The 15,545-nt window shown below is 74.7% G+C and carries 14 protein-coding genes; 7 read left to right on the top strand and 7 right to left on the bottom strand.

What is annotated here, in order from left to right; all coding sequences use genetic code 11:
- Nucleotides 1-30 precede the first annotated feature (30 nt).
- From ABD324_RS04365 to ABD324_RS04375, 3 genes are read left to right on the top strand one after another with little or no spacing between them, the layout of a single operon-like run.
- Nucleotides 31-558, top strand: a complete 528-nt coding sequence (locus ABD324_RS04365; RefSeq protein ID WP_344412573.1) for a YbhB/YbcL family Raf kinase inhibitor-like protein — start codon at nt 31-33, stop codon at nt 556-558.
- 43 nt (nt 559-601) lie between these two features.
- Nucleotides 602-1,186: a hemerythrin domain-containing protein gene (locus tag ABD324_RS04370; RefSeq protein ID WP_344412575.1), complete on the top strand. Its 585-nt coding sequence runs from the start codon at nt 602-604 to the stop codon at nt 1,184-1,186.
- Entirely contained in the window at nt 1,183-2,010 is an 828-nt protein-coding gene (locus tag ABD324_RS04375) for a family 1 encapsulin nanocompartment shell protein (RefSeq protein ID WP_344412577.1), read from the top strand. Before ABD324_RS04370 ends, ABD324_RS04375 begins: the two co-directional genes overlap by 4 nt.
- Nucleotides 2,011-2,081: 71 nt before the next feature.
- Here ABD324_RS04375 and ABD324_RS04380 read toward each other — a convergent pair whose 3' ends face one another.
- Together ABD324_RS04380 and ABD324_RS04385 are read right to left on the bottom strand one after the other, a co-directional pair.
- Nucleotides 2,082-3,134, bottom strand: coding sequence for a hypothetical protein (locus ABD324_RS04380; RefSeq protein WP_344412580.1), 1,053 nt, complete (start codon nt 3,132-3,134; stop codon nt 2,082-2,084).
- A gap of 43 nt (nt 3,135-3,177) precedes the next feature.
- Complete coding sequence (locus ABD324_RS04385; protein ID WP_344412582.1) at nt 3,178-3,810, bottom strand: hypothetical protein; 633 nt, start codon at nt 3,808-3,810, stop codon at nt 3,178-3,180.
- Nucleotides 3,811-3,903: 93 nt separating this feature from the next.
- Between ABD324_RS04385 and ABD324_RS04390 the strand changes: the two genes are divergently transcribed.
- Nucleotides 3,904-4,857: a hypothetical protein gene (locus ABD324_RS04390; protein ID WP_344412584.1), complete on the top strand. Its 954-nt coding sequence runs from the start codon at nt 3,904-3,906 to the stop codon at nt 4,855-4,857.
- An 18-nt stretch (nt 4,858-4,875) separates the two neighbouring features.
- On the opposite strand, the gene ABD324_RS04395 is transcribed toward ABD324_RS04390, so the two are convergent.
- Nucleotides 4,876-6,573: a class I adenylate-forming enzyme family protein gene (locus tag ABD324_RS04395; RefSeq protein WP_344412586.1), complete on the bottom strand. Its 1,698-nt coding sequence runs from the start codon at nt 6,571-6,573 to the stop codon at nt 4,876-4,878.
- A 67-nt stretch (nt 6,574-6,640) separates the two neighbouring features.
- Here ABD324_RS04395 and ABD324_RS04400 point away from each other — a divergent pair, with 67 nt between their 5' ends.
- Entirely contained in the window at nt 6,641-7,729 is a 1,089-nt protein-coding gene (locus ABD324_RS04400) for an AbrB family transcriptional regulator (protein ID WP_344412588.1), read from the top strand.
- A 3-nt stretch (nt 7,730-7,732) separates the two neighbouring features.
- On the opposite strand, the gene ABD324_RS04405 is transcribed toward ABD324_RS04400, so the two are convergent.
- Nucleotides 7,733-8,602, bottom strand: coding sequence for an ABC transporter substrate-binding protein (locus ABD324_RS04405; RefSeq protein ID WP_344412590.1), 870 nt, complete (start codon nt 8,600-8,602; stop codon nt 7,733-7,735).
- A gap of 116 nt (nt 8,603-8,718) precedes the next feature.
- On the opposite strand from ABD324_RS04405, the gene pgm reads away from it, so the two are divergent.
- Complete coding sequence (gene pgm / locus ABD324_RS04410) at nt 8,719-10,347, top strand: phosphoglucomutase (alpha-D-glucose-1,6-bisphosphate-dependent) (RefSeq protein ID WP_344412592.1); 1,629 nt, start codon at nt 8,719-8,721, stop codon at nt 10,345-10,347.
- Nucleotides 10,344-11,093 carry a polyphosphate--glucose phosphotransferase gene (gene ppgK / locus ABD324_RS04415; RefSeq protein WP_344412595.1) on the top strand — a complete coding sequence of 250 codons (750 nt, stop codon included), beginning with the start codon at nt 10,344-10,346 and terminating at the stop codon, nt 11,091-11,093. The genes pgm and ppgK overlap by 4 nt, the downstream gene beginning before the upstream one ends.
- Before the next feature lie 176 nt (nt 11,094-11,269).
- Here the strand turns inward: ppgK and ABD324_RS04420 are convergent, their stop codons facing one another.
- The 3 genes from ABD324_RS04420 to ABD324_RS04430 form a co-directional block, all read right to left on the bottom strand.
- Nucleotides 11,270-12,778, bottom strand: coding sequence for a mannitol dehydrogenase family protein (locus ABD324_RS04420; protein WP_344412597.1), 1,509 nt, complete (start codon nt 12,776-12,778; stop codon nt 11,270-11,272).
- 41 nt (nt 12,779-12,819) lie between these two features.
- Nucleotides 12,820-13,722, bottom strand: coding sequence for an aldose 1-epimerase family protein (locus ABD324_RS04425; protein WP_344412599.1), 903 nt, complete (start codon nt 13,720-13,722; stop codon nt 12,820-12,822).
- A 499-nt stretch (nt 13,723-14,221) separates the two neighbouring features.
- Nucleotides 14,222-15,545 (bottom strand): ATP-binding protein (locus ABD324_RS04430; RefSeq protein ID WP_344412601.1); only part of this gene is annotated, 1,324 nt, incomplete at its 5' end.

Raw genomic sequence — 15,545 nt, forward strand, 5'->3', positions numbered from 1 at the left:
GGCAGGTCGATCGGTGCCATGATCGCGGGCATGAGCCACGACCCCTACGCGGAACTCCCCGAGGTCCCCTCGTTCACCGTCACCAGCTCGGACATCACCGACGGCGGCACCCTGCCGGCGGCCCAGCTCTCCGGCATCTTCGGCGTCCCGGGCGGGCAGGACGTCTCCCCGCAGCTGTCCTGGAGCGGCGCCCCCGAGGGCACCAAGAGCTACGCCGTGACCTGCTACGACCCGGACGCGCCCACCGCGTCGGGCTTCTGGCACTGGGCGGTGTTCAACATCCCCGCGTCGACGACCTCACTGGACACGGACGCCGGCACCGAGGGCGGCTCGGCTCCCGGCGTCACCCTGGCCAACGACGCCGGCCTCGCGCGCTACCTGGGCGCCGCCCCGCCGCCCGGGCACGGCCCGCACCGCTACTACTTCGTGGTGCACGCCGTGTCCGCGGAGACGCTCGACGTGCCCGCGGGCGCGACGCCCGCCTTCCTGGGCTTCACCCTCTTCGGTGCCACGCTGGGCCGCGCCACGCTCGTCGCCACGCACGAGAACACGGGCTGACTCCGCCGGGCACGGCGGCGCGGCGCGCAGTACGTTTTCCGCCGTGCCCGACATCACCGCACTGATCCTCGACGACCACGAGTGGTTCCGTCGCCGGTTCGCGGAGCTCGACGAGCTCCGGGCGGCCGGGGCGGACCCGTCGGCGCTGCGCGAGGCGTGGCGCCCGGTCGCCGACCTCCTCGACGTCCACGCCGAGGCCGAGGAGCGGATCTTCTACCCGCAGCTGCTCCGCAAGGGGGAGAACGACCCCCAGGAGGAGACCCTCGACGCGATCGGCGACCACAACGACATCCGCGACGGTGTCCGCGAGGCCGACCGGCACCCCGTCGGGAGCGCGGGCTGGTGGTCCGGTGTGGACGACGCCCGCGCCGCGAACGACGAGCACATGGGCGAGGAGGAGAACGAGGGCCTGCCGGACTTCCGGCTGAATGCCCCCGCCGACCTGCGCGACTCCCTGGGCGCGCGGTTCACCGAGTTCAAGGAGCGGCACGCGGGGACCCGGGGACTCGACATCGTGGACAAGGACCCGCAGGAGTACGTCCAGGAGATCGAACGGGAGATCACCCCGCCGTCCGACTTCTCCGGCGACACCTCGCTCGGCATCGGCAGCTTGAAAGGACGATCGTGAGCGCACCTTCCGACCATCTCCTCCGGGCGCACGCCCCCATCCCGACCGAGTCGTGGAAGGCGATCGACGACGAGGCGCGCGAGCGCCTGACCTCCCTGCTCGCCGCCCGCAAGGTCGTGGACTTCGTCGGCGCCGGCGGCTGGCACCGCTCGGCCCACTCGCTGGGCCGCACCAGCCCGCTGGCCGGGCCCCCGCCCGGGGTCACCGGGGCCGACGGCGTCCGCACCGCGGCCCGCCGGGTGACGCCACTGGCCGAGGTCCGGGTCCCGTTCACGGTGAGCCGGCGCGAGATCGACGACATCCAGCGCGGCGCCGCCGATCCCGACTTCGACGACCTCGCCCGTGCCGCCCGGGTGGCCGCCGAGATCGAGAACCGGGCGATCTTCCACGGCTGGCCCGCCGCCCAGGTCGAGGGCATCCTCCAGACCACCCCGTACGACACCCTCGCGCTCGGCGAGGACTGCCTGAAGTGGCCGGGTGTGATCGCCCGCGGCGTGGACGCACTGCGCCGCAACGGCATCGGCGGCCCGTACTCGCTGCTCGTCGGCCCCGACCTCTACACCCAGATCGTGGAGACCACCGAGCTCGGCGGCTACCTGCTCTTCGACCACCTGTCGCGGATCCTCGGCGGCTCGGTGATCTGGGCACCGGGCGTGGACGGCGCGGTGATCGTCAGCGCGCGGGGCGGCGACTTCGTCCTCGACGTGGGCCAGGACCTGGCGGTGGGCTACAGCCATCACGACGCCGACACCGTGAGCCTCTACCTCGAGGAGAGCTTCACCTTCCGGGTCCTCGAGCCCGACGCGGCGTTCGTCCTGGTCTGAGCCCGGTGAGCGGTGGTCGCCCCGTCGGGCGACCACCCCTCACGGCCCGAGCCGTCCTCGGGCCTCCCCCGCTAGAAGGTCAGGAGCCGGTCGAAGAAGCTCCGGTAGCGGCCCAGGGCGAGGCGGAGGTCCTCGGTGGACGCCTGCTCGTCGCGCAGGTCGATCTCCAGCTCGCTGCGCTGGCGGCGGAAGAGCTCCTCCAGCTCGTCGAGCACCTCACCGACCAGGCCGTTGGCGTCGCGCACGGCGCCGCGGGGCTCGTCGACGAAGCCGGCCTTGAGGCTCTCCCAGCGGCGCATGTAGTCGGCGGAGCGGTCCTGCGGGATGAGCGCCGGATGCTCGTCGGTACCGCCCGCGGCCCCGTCGGCGGGGCCGCCGAGCGAACGGGCGCGGGGGCCCCGGTCCGCCGTGTCACCGCGGGCGTCGGTGCGGCCGTCGGCCCGGGTCCCGTTGCGGTCGTGCAGGTCCGGGTCGGTGAGGGTGGGGTCGTGGTCCGGGCGGGACGGGTCCCGCCCCGGTCCGTCCTGAGTGGTGCGGCCGTCGGCCCGGTCGCCCAGGGCGTGGTCGCTCAGGGCGCTGTCGTGAGCGGCGCTGTCGTGAGCCGCGCTGTCGTGAGCCGCGCTGTCGTGAGCGGCGCTGTCGTGACGGGTGTCGTCCGGGGCGGCGCCGTCGGACCGGAGGTCGACGGTGCGCATGTCGGCTCCCCGCACGTCGGCGTGCCCGGTGCTCCCGGCGCGCCCGCTTCCCTCGTCGTGCAGGGCATCCGCGCCTCGGGTCCCCGCCGGGTCCTGTCCGGGCAGGTCCGGGTCGAGCCGGTCGGCCCGGCGGGTCGTGTCCGGGCCCCGCGAGCCGGTGCTGCGCGGGTCGGGATCGAGGCGGTCCGGATCGAGGCGGTCCGGGTCGGAACCGTCCGGGTCGAGGCGGTCCGCCGGCCGGTCGGGGTCGAGGCGGCGTTCGTGGGTCGCGAGGCCGTCGCCGGGGACGTCACCGGCACCGAGGTCCTCGTGGGCGAGGTCCGCCCGCCGATCTCCCCGGTCGTCCCGGTCCCGCGGGGCGGGGACGTCCTGCTCACGACCCAGGACCTTGTCGAGCAGGGTGCGGTCGTCGTGTTCGGAGCGGTGCATGTCGTGGCCTCCAGGCTGTCGGGTGCGGTAGGGGTGCGGCCGGTCAGGTGCGGGTCTCGCGCGGCGCGCCGTTCGCACGGTCGGGCGGCGTGTCGTTCACGCGCTCGGACCGTGCGGCGCCGCGGCCGTGGTCCGGCTCGTGGCCGAGCAGGGCGTCGACCAGCTCGCGGTAGTTCGTCACGGCCCTGCGGAGCTCCTCGGTGTCGGCCTTGCGCTGCCGGTTCGCCTCGGCCGTCCGCCGGGCCTCGCGGTAGCGCTGCACCACGACGGGATGGTCGACCGAGACGTCGGCGGCCCGCTGCTCGAAGTCGTCGACCGGGTAGCCGCGCGCGGACATCACCTCGTCCACCAGGGCGTCGGCGTGCTGCACGGCCTGGTCCGGATCGTCGACGAACTCGCGCTGCACGTCCGTCCAGCGGCGTTCGAAGGTGGCGCGCTCGCGGTCGTCCAGGTCGCGGAGCTTGATGGAGCGGTGCCGCTTCTCGCGCTCGGCGAGGACGCGGTCCGTCTCGGCGGGATCGTCGGTCCGGGCGAGCTGGTGCTCGTACTCCGGCCCGAAGCGCTCGCGCAATCGCGCGCTGCGCCGGCGTCCGGCCGTCGACCAGGCGAACGCCGCGAGTCCCAACACGACGATCACCACGACGACGACCACTACGATCAGTGTGGTGCTGCTCATGCCGTCGGGTGCCCGGCAACGGGCCGTGACAACCCGGCGTAGCGATGTCGATCTGTGACCGCCATCATACTTAATCGAGAAAGGACGAACCGCGTGGACCGGCTGGACGAAGCGGCCGACGAGCTGTACGGCCTAGCCCCGGACGACTTCGTCCCGGCTCGCGACGAACTGGTCGCGGCGGCGAAGGAGGCCGGGGACAAGGACGCGGCGCGGGCGATCGGCCGGCTGCGGCGGCCGACCCAGGCCGCCTGGCTCGCGAACCTGCTGGCCCGGGAACGCTTCGAGCAGCTCGACGGGCTCCTGGAGCTCGGCGGCGAGCTCTCCGCCGCCCAGCGCAACCTCGACGGCCCGCAGCTGCGTGCGCTGTCGGCGCAGCGGTCCAAGCTGGTCGGCGCGATGGCACGGGAGGCCCGGCGGCTGGCGGCCGCGGACGGGCACCGGGTCACCGAGTCCGTGGAGAAGGACCTGCGCGGCATCCTCGATGCCGCCCTCGCGGACGGCGGCATCGCGGAGGAGGTCCGCTCCGGGCGTCTCACCAGGACGGTGAGCTGGTCCGGCTTCGGCCCGGCCGACGGGGAGGCGTTCACCCCCCGCTCCGGCGGCGCGGGCACCCGGCGTCCCCCACCCCGCCGGCCCCGCCCGGAGACCGACGGGCGAACGGCCGAGTCCGATGATCACTCGGCCGGTGACCGGGACGAGGCCGCGCAGGAATCGGCCGCCGAGCGGGAGCGGGAGGCCCGCGAGCGGGAGCGGGCCCGCGCCGGGGCCGCGGAGGCCGTCGAGTCCGCCCGCGCCGAGGCGGGCCGGACCGCCGACGCCCACGAGGACACCCAGGCCGCCCTCCGCGACGCCGAGTCCGATCGCGACGACGCGGGCGAGCGGGTCGACGAGCTCACCGCCGAGCTGGAACGAGCCCGCGAGGCCCGGGCCCGCGCCGTCGAGACGATGAAGGAGGCGGCGAAGGCGGAGCGGGAGGCCGGCCGGATCGCCCGGGACGCCGCGACCGCCCTCGACCGCGCCGAGGCCGCCCTCGCCGAGCTGGGATGAGCGCGCGGGTCCCGATGATCAGGGGCCCGGCTCGCGCAGGTCGCGTTTGAGGATCTTGCCCGTAGCGGTGCGGGGCAGCGGACCGTCCCACCAGACGACGTGGGTGGGGGCGGCGAAGGCTCCCACGCGGGCGGCGACCTGGGCACGCAGCGCCTCCTCGTCCCGCAGCGCGCCGGGAACGGTGCGGACCGCGGCCGCGACCTCCTCTCCCAGGCGCGCGTGCGGCATCCCGTAGACCGCCACCTCCTCCACCCAGGGGATCTCGTACAGCGCCGCCTCGACCTGGACGCTGTAGACGTTCTCCCCGCCGCGCAGGACGACGTCCTTCAGGCGGTCGACGACGTACACCCAGCCGTCCCGCTCGTAGCCGAGGTCGCCGCTGCGGAACCATCCGTCGGCGAAGGCGGAGGCGGTGGCCGCCGGGTTGTTCCAGTAGCCGGCCACGACGGTGGGCCCGCGGAACCAGAGCTCGCCGACCGAGTCCGCCGCGACGTCGTCGGACGACTCCGGGTCGACCACGCGCAGCTCCGCGCCCGGGGCGAGCCGGCCGACACTGTCCGGGTGGGCGGCGTAGTCGGCGCCGGCGTTCGCGCAGATCGCGGAGGTGGTCTCGGTGAGGCCGTAGCCGTTGGCCGCGCGCGGGCCGAGGTTCGCCGCGATCCGGCGCACCAGCTCACCCGGGATCGGTGCCCCGCCCATCCCGATGCGGGTGAGCGAGCCCAGCTCGTCGGGGTGCTCGATCACGAGGGCGGCGAGCTCGGCGATGGTCGACGGCACCCCGGCGCAGCCGGTCAGCCGCTCCTCGCGGACGAGCCGGCGGGCCTCGTCGCGGTCCCACCGGTACATCGTGGCGATCTTGCCGCCGACCAGGAGCTGGCCGTAGAGCCCGTTGAGGCCCGCGATGTGGAACAGCGGGTAGGTGACCAGCGAGCCCGGCTGCCCGGCCGGCGGCGGGCTCCCGGCCGCGGCGGCCGTGGCGCGGGCGGTGAGCAGGGTGTTCAGCGCGTTCGTCACGTGGTTGAGGTGCGAGTGCACCGCGCCCTTCGGCCTCCCGGTGGTGCCGGAGGTGTAGACGATCGTGGCCGGGTCCTCGGGCCGCACGGTCACCGGCGGCGGCCCGGCGGAGAGATCCAGCGAGGCCGCGAGCTCACCCCACTCCCGGGCGGCCGAGGGGTCAGTCCCACGCACCCGGACCACCGGCACGTCCACGCGCCCGAGCAGCGCCTCGGCCCGTTCGGCGTCGGCCACGACCAGGCGGATCCCGGCGTCGCCGATCGCCCAGACCAGCTCCGGCGGCGTCCACCACGCGTTGAGCGGCACCACGACGATCCCGGCGAGCTGGGCGGCGGAGAAGACCGGGACCCATTCCGGGTGGTTGCGCATCGCGATGCCGAGCCGGTCCCCCGGGGCCAGCCCGTACTCGTCCAGGAAGGCGGCGGCGAGGCCGTGGACCAGCCGCAGGTTCTCGGCATAGGTCGTGCGCTCGCGCTCGTGGACGGTGCACACGGCGTCGCCGAAGGCGGCGGTGTCGGCGACCAGCTCGGCGAGGGTGTGGGGCCCGCGCTCGTACACCCGCAGCGGGACGCCGCCGACCACCGTCTCCCGCAGGGCGAACTCGCCGCCGGGGGCGGTGAGCCGGGCGATCTCGAGGCCCGTCGGCGTCCTGTCCGCCCGGTCCGTCCCGGTATCCGCCGGATCGTCGTCGCGCCGCTGCATCGGAGATCACTCTGCCACGCGCCGTCGGCCCGCGCGACGGATCGACGCGGCGTGACAGGGTCGGACGGTGACGGACCGACGGGAGCAGCTGCGCGCCTTCCCGTGGTGGCGCTGGGCCCTGCTCGTCGGTCTCACGGCGGCACTGACGGTCGTCCTCCAGCTCGCCGGGGTGCCCTCGCCCGCCCTGTTCGCCGGGCTCGCGGTGGCCACCGTCCTGGCACTGGCGGGGCTCGGGCCGGTCCGGGTGCACCGCACGGCGACGAGCGGGGCGCAGGCCGTGATCGGCGTGGTCATCGGGGTGCTGGCCCGGCCGGACACCCTCGGCGCCCTCGCGAACGGCTGGCTGCCGGTCCTCCTGGTGAGCCTCGGCTCGCTGGTCGTGAGCATGGCGGCCGGGCTGCTGCTCGGCGTGCAGCGCGGCGTGACGCCGCTGACCGGGATGCTCGCGCTCACCGCGGGTGGCGCCTCCGGGCTGGTCGCGGTGGCGCGCGAGCTCGGCGGCGACGAGCGGATCGTCTCGGTGATCCAGTACCTGCGCGTCGGGCTGGTCACCGCGACGATGCCGATCGTCGCGACGGCGGTGTTCGGCGCCGGGCACGTCGGCGGCGGCGGACCGCCGGGCGGGAGCGCCGCGCCCTGGTACGTGGGGCTGGCGCTGGTGGCGGTCTGCACCCTGGTCGGCGCGCCGATCGCAGCGAAGCTGCACGTCCCGGCCGGGGCGCTGCTCGGGCCCATGATCGTCGCGGTGGCCCTGAGCGTCGGTGGGCTGACCTTCGGCGGGCAGCCCCCGGCGGCGCTGGTCGACGTCGCCTACGCGGTGATCGGCTGGCAGGCGGGGCTGCGCTTCACCCGGCCCGCGCTGCGCACCGTCCTGCGGATCCTCCCGCTGGCGGCCGGGCTGATCCTGGCGATCGTCGGGGCCTGCGCGGCGCTCGGGCTGGTGCTCTCGTGGACCACCGGCACGACGCTGCTGGAGGGCTATCTGGCGACCACGCCCGGCGGGATCTACGCGGTGCTGGCGACCGCGATCTCGTCGGGCGGGGACGTCACGTTCGTCGTGGCGGTGCAGGTGCTGCGGGTGATCCTGATGCTGCTGGTGGCGCCGTTCCTGGCCCGGACGGTCGGGCGGCGGTGGGGCGGCGAGCCCGCGGACTGAGGCTCAGCCCAGGCGGACGACGCGGCCGGGCGGCGGTTTCGGGAGCGCGTCGGGATGGAGGGCCCAGGCCAGGGCCTCGACGCCACCGACCAGGTTCGGGCCGCCCATCACGACGTAGGCCGCGGAGTCGATCGCGACCAGCGGCACGTCCGGGAAACGGTCGCGGACGCCGGCGGCCTGCGCGACCGCCGCCTCCAGGCCGAACCCGCACGGCGCGACGACCACCACCTCCGGCTCCAGCGCGGTCAGTGCGCTCCACGCCACCGCGACGCTGCGACCTCCGTCGATCCCGGCCAGCGGCTCGGCCCCGGCGCGGCGGACGAGCTCCGGGACCCAGTGGCCGGGGACGTACGCGGGATCGGTCCACTCCAGGACGAGCGTGCGCGGGCGCGGGCGGTCCGCGACGGCGCGGGCGACCTCGGCCAGCCGCTCGCGCAGGGATCCGACCAGCCGCTCCCCCGCGGCCGGATCGCCCGCGGCCCGCGCGACGTCGGTGATCGCGGCCAGCACCTCGTCGACGGTGTGCGGGTCCACCGAGACGACCTCGGCGTCGCTACCGAGGGCATCGAGGGCATCCGCCACCGTCCCGGCGGGGAGGGCGCAGACACGGCAGAGGTCCTGGGTCAGGATGAGGTCTGGGTCCGCGGCGGCGAGCGCGGCGCGGTCGAGCTCGTACATCGGCAGGCCCGCGGCCACGCGCTCGCCGACCCATGCGTCGATCTCCGCAGGTGGGAGCCCGGGCGGGAGCGCCGTGTCGACCACGACGGGTACCCCGGGGGCCGCGCACTCGAAGGTCACGGCGGCCAACGTGTCCCGCAGGCCGAGGGCCGTGACGATCTCCGTGGCGGCGGGCAGCAACGAGGCGATCCGCATCCCGAGAGGGTAGACGGGTGGCCGCGCGCCGTTCACGTCCACGGAAGGTGACCGCGGGGCGCGGATGCGGCAGGCTGGGCGCGACACCCGCGCGACCCTCGCACTCGGAGGCGATCATGGCCGTTCACCCGCGGGCCGGAACCCCGGCCCGCCCCGAGGACCTCGTCGACGTGCCGGCGCTGCTCGCCGCGTACGCCGACGTGCACCCCGATCCGTCGGTGGCCGCGCAGCGGGTGGCGTTCGGGACCTCCGGGCATCGCGGGTCGGCCCTCACGGCGACCTTCAACGACGACCACATCGCCGCCACCAGCCAGGCGATCAGCGAGTACCGCGCGCAGCAGGGCACGGACGGGCCGCTGTTCCTGGGCAAGGACACCCACGCGCTGTCCGACCCGGCCTGGGAGACCGCCGTGGAGGTGTTCGCGGCCAACGGCGTCGCTGTGCTCGTCGACTCGCGGGACGGCTGGACGCCCACGCCCGCGGTCTCGCACGCGATCCTCACCTACAACCGGGGCCGGACCTCGGGCCTGGCGGACGGCGTCGTCGTCACCCCGTCGCACAATCCGCCGGCCGACGGCGGCTTCAAGTACAACCCGCCGGACGGCGGCCCGGCCGGCACGGACGCCACGGGCTGGATCGCGGGGCGGGCCAACGAGCTGCTGGAGAACGGGCTCGAGGACGTGCAGCGGGTTCCCCTCGCGCGGGCGGAACGCGCGGGGTACGACTTCCTCGACACCTACGTGGGCGACCTCGGCTCCGTGGTGGACCTCGAGGCGATCCGGGGCTCCGGCCTGGTCCTGGGCGCGGACCCGCTGGGCGGGGCGTCGGTGCACTACTGGGGCGCGATCGCCGAGCGCTACGGGCTGGACCTGACCGTCGTGAACCCGGACGTCGATCCCACCTTCGGCTTCATGACGCTGGACTGGGACGGCAAGATCCGCATGGACTGCTCGTCGCCGTACGCGATGGCGTCGCTGGTCGCGCAGAAGGAGAAGTACGTCGTCGCCACCGGGAACGACGCGGACTCCGACCGGCACGGCATCGTCACCCGCGACGCGGGGCTGATGAACCCGAACCACTACCTCGCCGTCGCGATCGGGTACCTGTACGGCAACCGGCCCGGCTGGCCCGGTGGCGCGGCCGTCGGGAAGACGGCGGTGAGCTCCTCGATGATCGACCGGGTGGCCGCGGACCTGGGCCGGGAGCTGGTCGAGGTGCCCGTCGGGTTCAAGTGGTTCGTGCCCGGGCTCCGCGACGGGAGCATCGCGTTCGGCGGCGAGGAGAGCGCCGGCGCGTCCTTCCTGCGCACGGACGGCTCGCCGTGGACCACGGACAAGGACGGGATCATCCTGGCGCTGCTCGCCTCGGAGATCACCGCGCGCACCGGGAAGACGCCGTCGCAGCACTACGGCGAGCTCACCGAGCGGTTCGGGAACCCGTCCTACGCCCGCATCGACGTGGCCTGCTCGCGCGAGGACAAGGCGAAGCTGGGCAAGCTGTCCGCCTCCGACGTCACCGCGACCGAGCTCGCCGGTGAGCCGATCACCGCGCGGCTCACCGAGGCCCCCGGCAACGGCGCGGCGCTCGGCGGGCTCAAGGTGACCACGGAGAACGGGTGGTTCGCGGCACGGCCGTCCGGCACCGAGGACGTCTACAAGGTGTACGCCGAGAGCTTCCTCGGACCCGAGCACCTCGCCCGGATCCAGGAAGAAGCGCAGCAGGTGGTCAAGGGGGCCCTCGCATGACGAAGAAGAAGAACCTCGGGCTGGGGATCGACATCGGCGGCTCCGGGATCAAGGGGGCGCCGGTCGACCTCGAGAAGGGCAGGCTGGCCGACGAGCGGCTGCGCATCCCCACACCGCAACCGTCCACACCGGAGGCGGTCGCCGAGGTCGTCGGGCAGATCCTCGACCACTTCGACTGGAAGGGGCCCTTCGGCTGCACCTTCCCCGCGGTGGTGCAGCACGGCGTCACCCAGACCGCGGCCAATGTGGACAAGTCCTGGATCGGGGCGGACGCGCAGAAGATCATCCACGCCGCGACGGGTCGCAAGGCGATCGTCGTCAACGACGCGGACGCGGCGGGAGCCGCCGAGGTCGAGTTCGGCGCGGCCAAGGGGCACAAGGGTGTCGTCGCCGTGATCACGCTCGGGACGGGCATCGGCTCGGCCCTGGTGCACCGCGGCCGGCTCATGCCCAACACCGAGTTCGGTCACCTCGAGGTCGACGGCCACGACGCCGAGACCCGTGCCGCCGACTCGGCCCGGGAGCGCGAGGAGCTGTCCTGGGAGGACTGGGGAGCCCGGCTGACCCGGTACTTCGGGGTGCTCGAGAACCTGATCTGGCCCGACCTGTTCGTGGTGGGCGGCGGGGTGAGCAAGAAGTTCTCCCGCTGGCACCCCTACGTGCAGACGCGCACGCCGATGGTGCCCGCAGAGCTGCTCAACGAGGCGGGGATCATCGGGGCGGCGCTGCTGGCGGAGTCGGACTAGGCACGGCCGGACCGACCTCGAAGACCCGCGAGTCGGCACTTTCGGGAGCCCGAATGTGACGCTCGCGGGGCCCGGCTGTCCCGCGCGCCCGGCTGCCCCCGCGCGCCCGGCTCGGATGGTCGCCGTGTCGGTGCAGACACGCATCCCGGGCGGGCGTGAGCGCACCGAATCGGCGATCAGCCTCGGGCGACGATCGCCTCCACCGTGGCGCGGGCGCCGTGGCGGTGGAGGGAGTCGAGAGCCCAGAGGTAGACGTCGCGGAACCGCTCGTCGTCGGCCAGATCACCGAAGACCGCGGTGTTGCGGATGAAGGCCTCGGGGTTCTCGCGCTGCGACCTCGCGAGGGGGACGAGGGTGTCGGCCAGGCGGTCCTGGACGTCGATCTCGGCGCCCTTCTCGTCCACCCCCTCGGAGTAGCGGGCCCAGCTCGCCACCACCGCGGTCGCGCGCTCCATCTCCCCGCCGTGCGCGAGCTGGTGGCGGATCACCGGCAGCACCCACAGCGAGATCCGGTCCGAGCTGCCGAAGTTGATGCGCGCCAACGTGTCCGCGATGCCGGGGTTGGCGAAGCGCTCGATCAGGGTGGTCTTGTACGCGTTGAGATCGACACCCGGGACCTCCGAGAGCGTCGGCGTGCCCTCGCGGTCCATGTAGTCCCGCAGGAACCTCGCGAACAGCGGATCCGCCGCGACCTCGTGCACGTAGCCGTAGCCGGCGAGGAAACCGAAGTAGCCCAACGCCTGGTGCGACGCGTTGAGCAGGCGGAGCTTCATCAGCTCGTAGGGGACGACGTCGTCGACGAGCTGGACGCCGGCGTCCTCGAACGGCGGGCGGCCCGCGGTGAACCGGTCCTCCAGCACCCACTGGGTGAAGGGCTCGCAGACCACCGGCCACGCGTCCCGGAGGCCGAACTCGTCCGCGAGGCGCTGCGTGTCCTCGGCGCTGGTGGCCGGCGTGATGCGGTCCACCATGGAGTTCGGGAAGCCGACGTTCTGCTCGACCCAGGTCGCCAGGTCGGCATCCTCGAGCCGCGCGAACGCCGAGAACGTGCGGGCCGCGGTGTCGCCGTTGCCCTGGATGTTGTCGCAGCTCATGATCGTGAAGCCGGGCAGGCCGCGCTCGCGGCGGCGCCGCAGCGCCTCGGTGACCAGCCCGAACACCGTCGCCGGCTCCGCGCCGGGCCGCAGGTCGGCCTGCACGCCGGGGTCGTTCGCGTCGAACTCGCCGGTGACCTGGTCGATCGTGTAGCCGCCCTCGGTGACCGTCAGGGAGACGATCCGGGTGGACCCCGCCGCCATCTTCTCGATCACGGCCTCGGGCGAGTCCGGCGCGAACAGGTACTCGACGATCGACCCGATCACCCTGGGGTGCAACGACCCGTCCGGTTCCTTGACCACGAGGGTGTAGAGCCCGTCCTGGTCGGTGAGGGCCTGCTGCATGCGCCGGTCGCCGGGGAGCACGCCGACGCCGCAGATCCCCCAGTCCATCGCCTCGCCGGCGTTCATCAGGGCGTCGACATACATCGCCTGGTGGGCGCGGTGGAACCCGCCGACTCCGAAGTGGACGATGCCGACGGTCACGGCCGAGCGGTCGTAGCCGGGGACCTCCACGCTCCGCCCGTGGTCGGCTCCGCTCGCTGCGACTCCGCCGAGCTCGGGCAGGCTGCCTCCGGTGAGCGCTTGCATGGGTCCCCTTCCCGGCTCGTCCTCGTCGACGGGGCCCGACCCTACCGGCGCGGGGCCTCCCGCACCGGACGAACGCCCCAGCTCGCCGACCAGCTCTCGCCCGGCGCGAGGACGACGAGATCGGTGCCCGAGCTCAGCGCGTCGGGTGGGCAGGTCATCGGTTCGACCGCGACACCGCGACCGTGACCGGGCATGTCGTCGGGGGTGAACACCTGGACCCAGCGGAAGGCCGGATCCGTCCAGAGCTCGGTGCCGCTGCCGTCCGGGGCGATCAGGCGATGCGCGACACCGGGTTCGCAGTCGCCGAACGCGTGGTCGAGCCGCTGGCCCTGCAGCAGGGCGCCGGCGCGCAAGGGATGGTCCGCCGGGAGCGGTTCGAGCGGGCCGCCCGGGAGCTGGTCGACGAGCGGGAGCGCGGCGCGGGCGGCGAGGGTGAGGGTGCAGTCGTCCGTCGGGGTGTCGCCGACCCGCAGGTAGGGATGGAAACCGAGGCCGAACGGGATCTCGCCGGTGCCCTCGTTGGTCGCCTCGGTGCGGACGGTGAGTCCGTCGTCCAGCGAGTAGGTGACGGCGACGCGGACGGGCTGGGGCCACCCGTTCTGCGGCGGCACGATCGCCTCCAGCGTGACGGAGCTCTCGGACCGCGCCACGGGGCGGAAGAACGACTGGCGGAGCAGGCCGTGGATGGCGTTGCCGGCCGCCGGTTCGGTCAGGGCGAGCTGCTGGTCCTTGCCCTGCCAGGTCCACCGGCCGCCGGCGACACGGTTCGGCCAGGGGGCGAGGAGGGCGCCGGAGCCGCGAGGCGGGCGGGCTCCGTCCGGCACGGGCTCGGTGAGATGGGCGCCGTCGACGGTGAAGGACCGCAGCCCTCCCCCGACCTCGCTGACCGACGCGGCCTGGGCGCCGGAGGTGATCGTGAAATGCTCCCCGCACGGATCGAACACGCGCCCATCCTGCCGGGTGCACGAGCGGGGGTCACCACCGCACCGGCAGGTTCCCGCTGCCCTCGCAGGTCGGCGCCTCCCGCCCCACGAGTCGGCGGTTCCGGTAGCGCGAGTCGGCAGTTCCGGTCGCTCAAGTCGGCGGTTCCGGGGATGCGCGAGTCGGCGGTTCCGGGGACGCGAGTCGGCGCTGTCGGTGGGCCACGCGCCGGCGAGCTCCGTTCGCGAGCCGATCGCATCGGGCGCGGTCCAGTGGTCCGAGGGGCGCAGCTCTCGGACGCGAGCGCGACGGGCGCCCGGGGCTCCCGCAGGTGGCCTCCCACGGAGCGGGACTGCCCGGCCGGCGGCGGTCGTCCGGGCCACGCGCCTCGGTACGTCGTGGATGTGCGTTTCGGCCTACCGAAAGTGCCGACTCGCGGGTGGTCGTCCGGTCGAGTGCTTCGGGTGCGTCGCAGATGTGTGTGTCGGCCTACCGAAAGTGCCGACTCGCGGGGGTGGGCGGTCAGGCGGGGTGGGGTCGGGCGGGGGTGGCGACGGGGACGCCGGGGCCGAGGTCGATGACCGTGGCCCGGGCCGGGGCGAGGGCGGCGAGGTGCCCGTGGTGGGTGAACAGCAGGATCTGCCACTCCTCCCCCAGCTCCGCAAGGACGGCGAGGGCCGCGGTGGCGCGCTCGTCGTCGAAGGTCATGAGGACGTCGTCCAGGACGACGGGGACCGCCGGGAGGCCGGCGGCCCGGCGCTCGGCCTGCAGCTGCCGGATGCCGGCCAGGCGCAGCGCGAGGAAGACCTGGTCCGCGGTGCCCTCGGAGAGACGTTCCGGACTGAGCTCCTCGCCGTCCGCGCGGAGCGCGACGAGGGTGCGGGTGTCCGTGCCGGCGGGGCGCAGGGCGGTGAACCGGCCGCCGGTCAGGCGCGCCAGCAGCGTGCCGGCCTGGTCGAGCAGCGGGGAGGAGTGGCGGCGTTCGTAGCCCTCGAGCTCGCTGCGCAGGGTCTCCCGTTGGAGGTGGACGACCACGTACCGCTCCGCGGCCTCGGCGGCGCGGGCGAGGTGGCCCTGCGCCTCGGCGTGGAGGACGGCAGCGCCGTCCGCACCTTCGAGCACGCGGCGGCGGTCCCGCAGGCCGCCGAGCTGGCCGAGCAGCTCGTCGTGCTCCGCGGCGACCGCGACCGTGGCGAGCCGGGTCCGCTCGAGCTCCTCCGCGAGCGCGCTCTGCTCCTCGGTCTCCGAGGCCGCGACCAGGGCGTCCGCGTCGAGATCCGGGGCGGCGGTGCGGAGTAGCGCCAGGGCCGTGGCCTCCGCGGCGCCGATCCGGACGGCGTCCCGGCCCCGCTCGGCGGCGGCGTCGAGGCCGCCCTCCTCGGGAGCCGCCGTGAGCCACAGCTCGACGCCGAGCCGGTCGAGGCGGCTGCGGGCGGCCGCGGCCTCGCGCTGCACGCGGCGCGCGCTCGCCTCGGTCTCGGCGATCCGGGCATCGACGTGGCGCGCCGACACCGCGGCCTCCGCGGCCGCGCGGACGCGCTCGGCGAGCTCGGGCAGGGCGAGGGCCGGGGACAGGCTCGCGGGATCGGGTGCCGAGGTCGTGCGCCGCCGGGATCGTGTCGCAGCGGAGGCCTGCGCGTCGCTTGCGGATGCGGGTGACGCAGGGTCGTGGGGCCGGGCCGCGGCCGCGCCACCCGGGTGCCCGGCCGCCGCGCCGCCGTCCCTCGTGACCTTGCCGTCCGCCACCGGGCCGCCGTTCACCGACGTGCCGCCCGCCTGCCCGACGGGGCCGAGCACCTGCGCGTCGACGCTGACGAGGTGGGCGGCGCCGCGGCGGGCCGGCGCG

It is taken from the genome of Pseudonocardia ailaonensis, from assembly GCF_039531635.1.
In the GTDB taxonomy this organism is placed as follows: domain Bacteria; phylum Actinomycetota; class Actinomycetes; order Mycobacteriales; family Pseudonocardiaceae; genus Pseudonocardia; species Pseudonocardia ailaonensis.

What these genes read in the sequence shown, in the direction of transcription:
- ABD324_RS04365 (WP_344412573.1), top strand. Translation starts at nt 31, where the DNA reads ATGAGCCACGACCCCTACGCGGAACTCCCCGAGGTCCCCTCGTTCACC.
- ABD324_RS04380 (WP_344412580.1), bottom strand. Translation starts at nt 3,134, where the DNA reads ATGCACCGCTCCGAACACGACGACCGCACCCTGCTCGACAAGGTCCTG.
- ABD324_RS04385 (WP_344412582.1), bottom strand. Translation starts at nt 3,810, where the DNA reads ATGAGCAGCACCACACTGATCGTAGTGGTCGTCGTCGTGGTGATCGTC.
- ABD324_RS04395 (WP_344412586.1), bottom strand. Translation starts at nt 6,573, where the DNA reads ATGCAGCGGCGCGACGACGATCCGGCGGATACCGGGACGGACCGGGCG.
- ABD324_RS04405 (WP_344412590.1), bottom strand. Translation starts at nt 8,602, where the DNA reads ATGCGGATCGCCTCGTTGCTGCCCGCCGCCACGGAGATCGTCACGGCC.
- pgm (WP_344412592.1), top strand. Translation starts at nt 8,719, where the DNA reads ATGGCCGTTCACCCGCGGGCCGGAACCCCGGCCCGCCCCGAGGACCTC.
- ppgK (WP_344412595.1), top strand. Translation starts at nt 10,344, where the DNA reads ATGACGAAGAAGAAGAACCTCGGGCTGGGGATCGACATCGGCGGCTCC.
- ABD324_RS04420 (WP_344412597.1), bottom strand. Translation starts at nt 12,778, where the DNA reads ATGCAAGCGCTCACCGGAGGCAGCCTGCCCGAGCTCGGCGGAGTCGCA.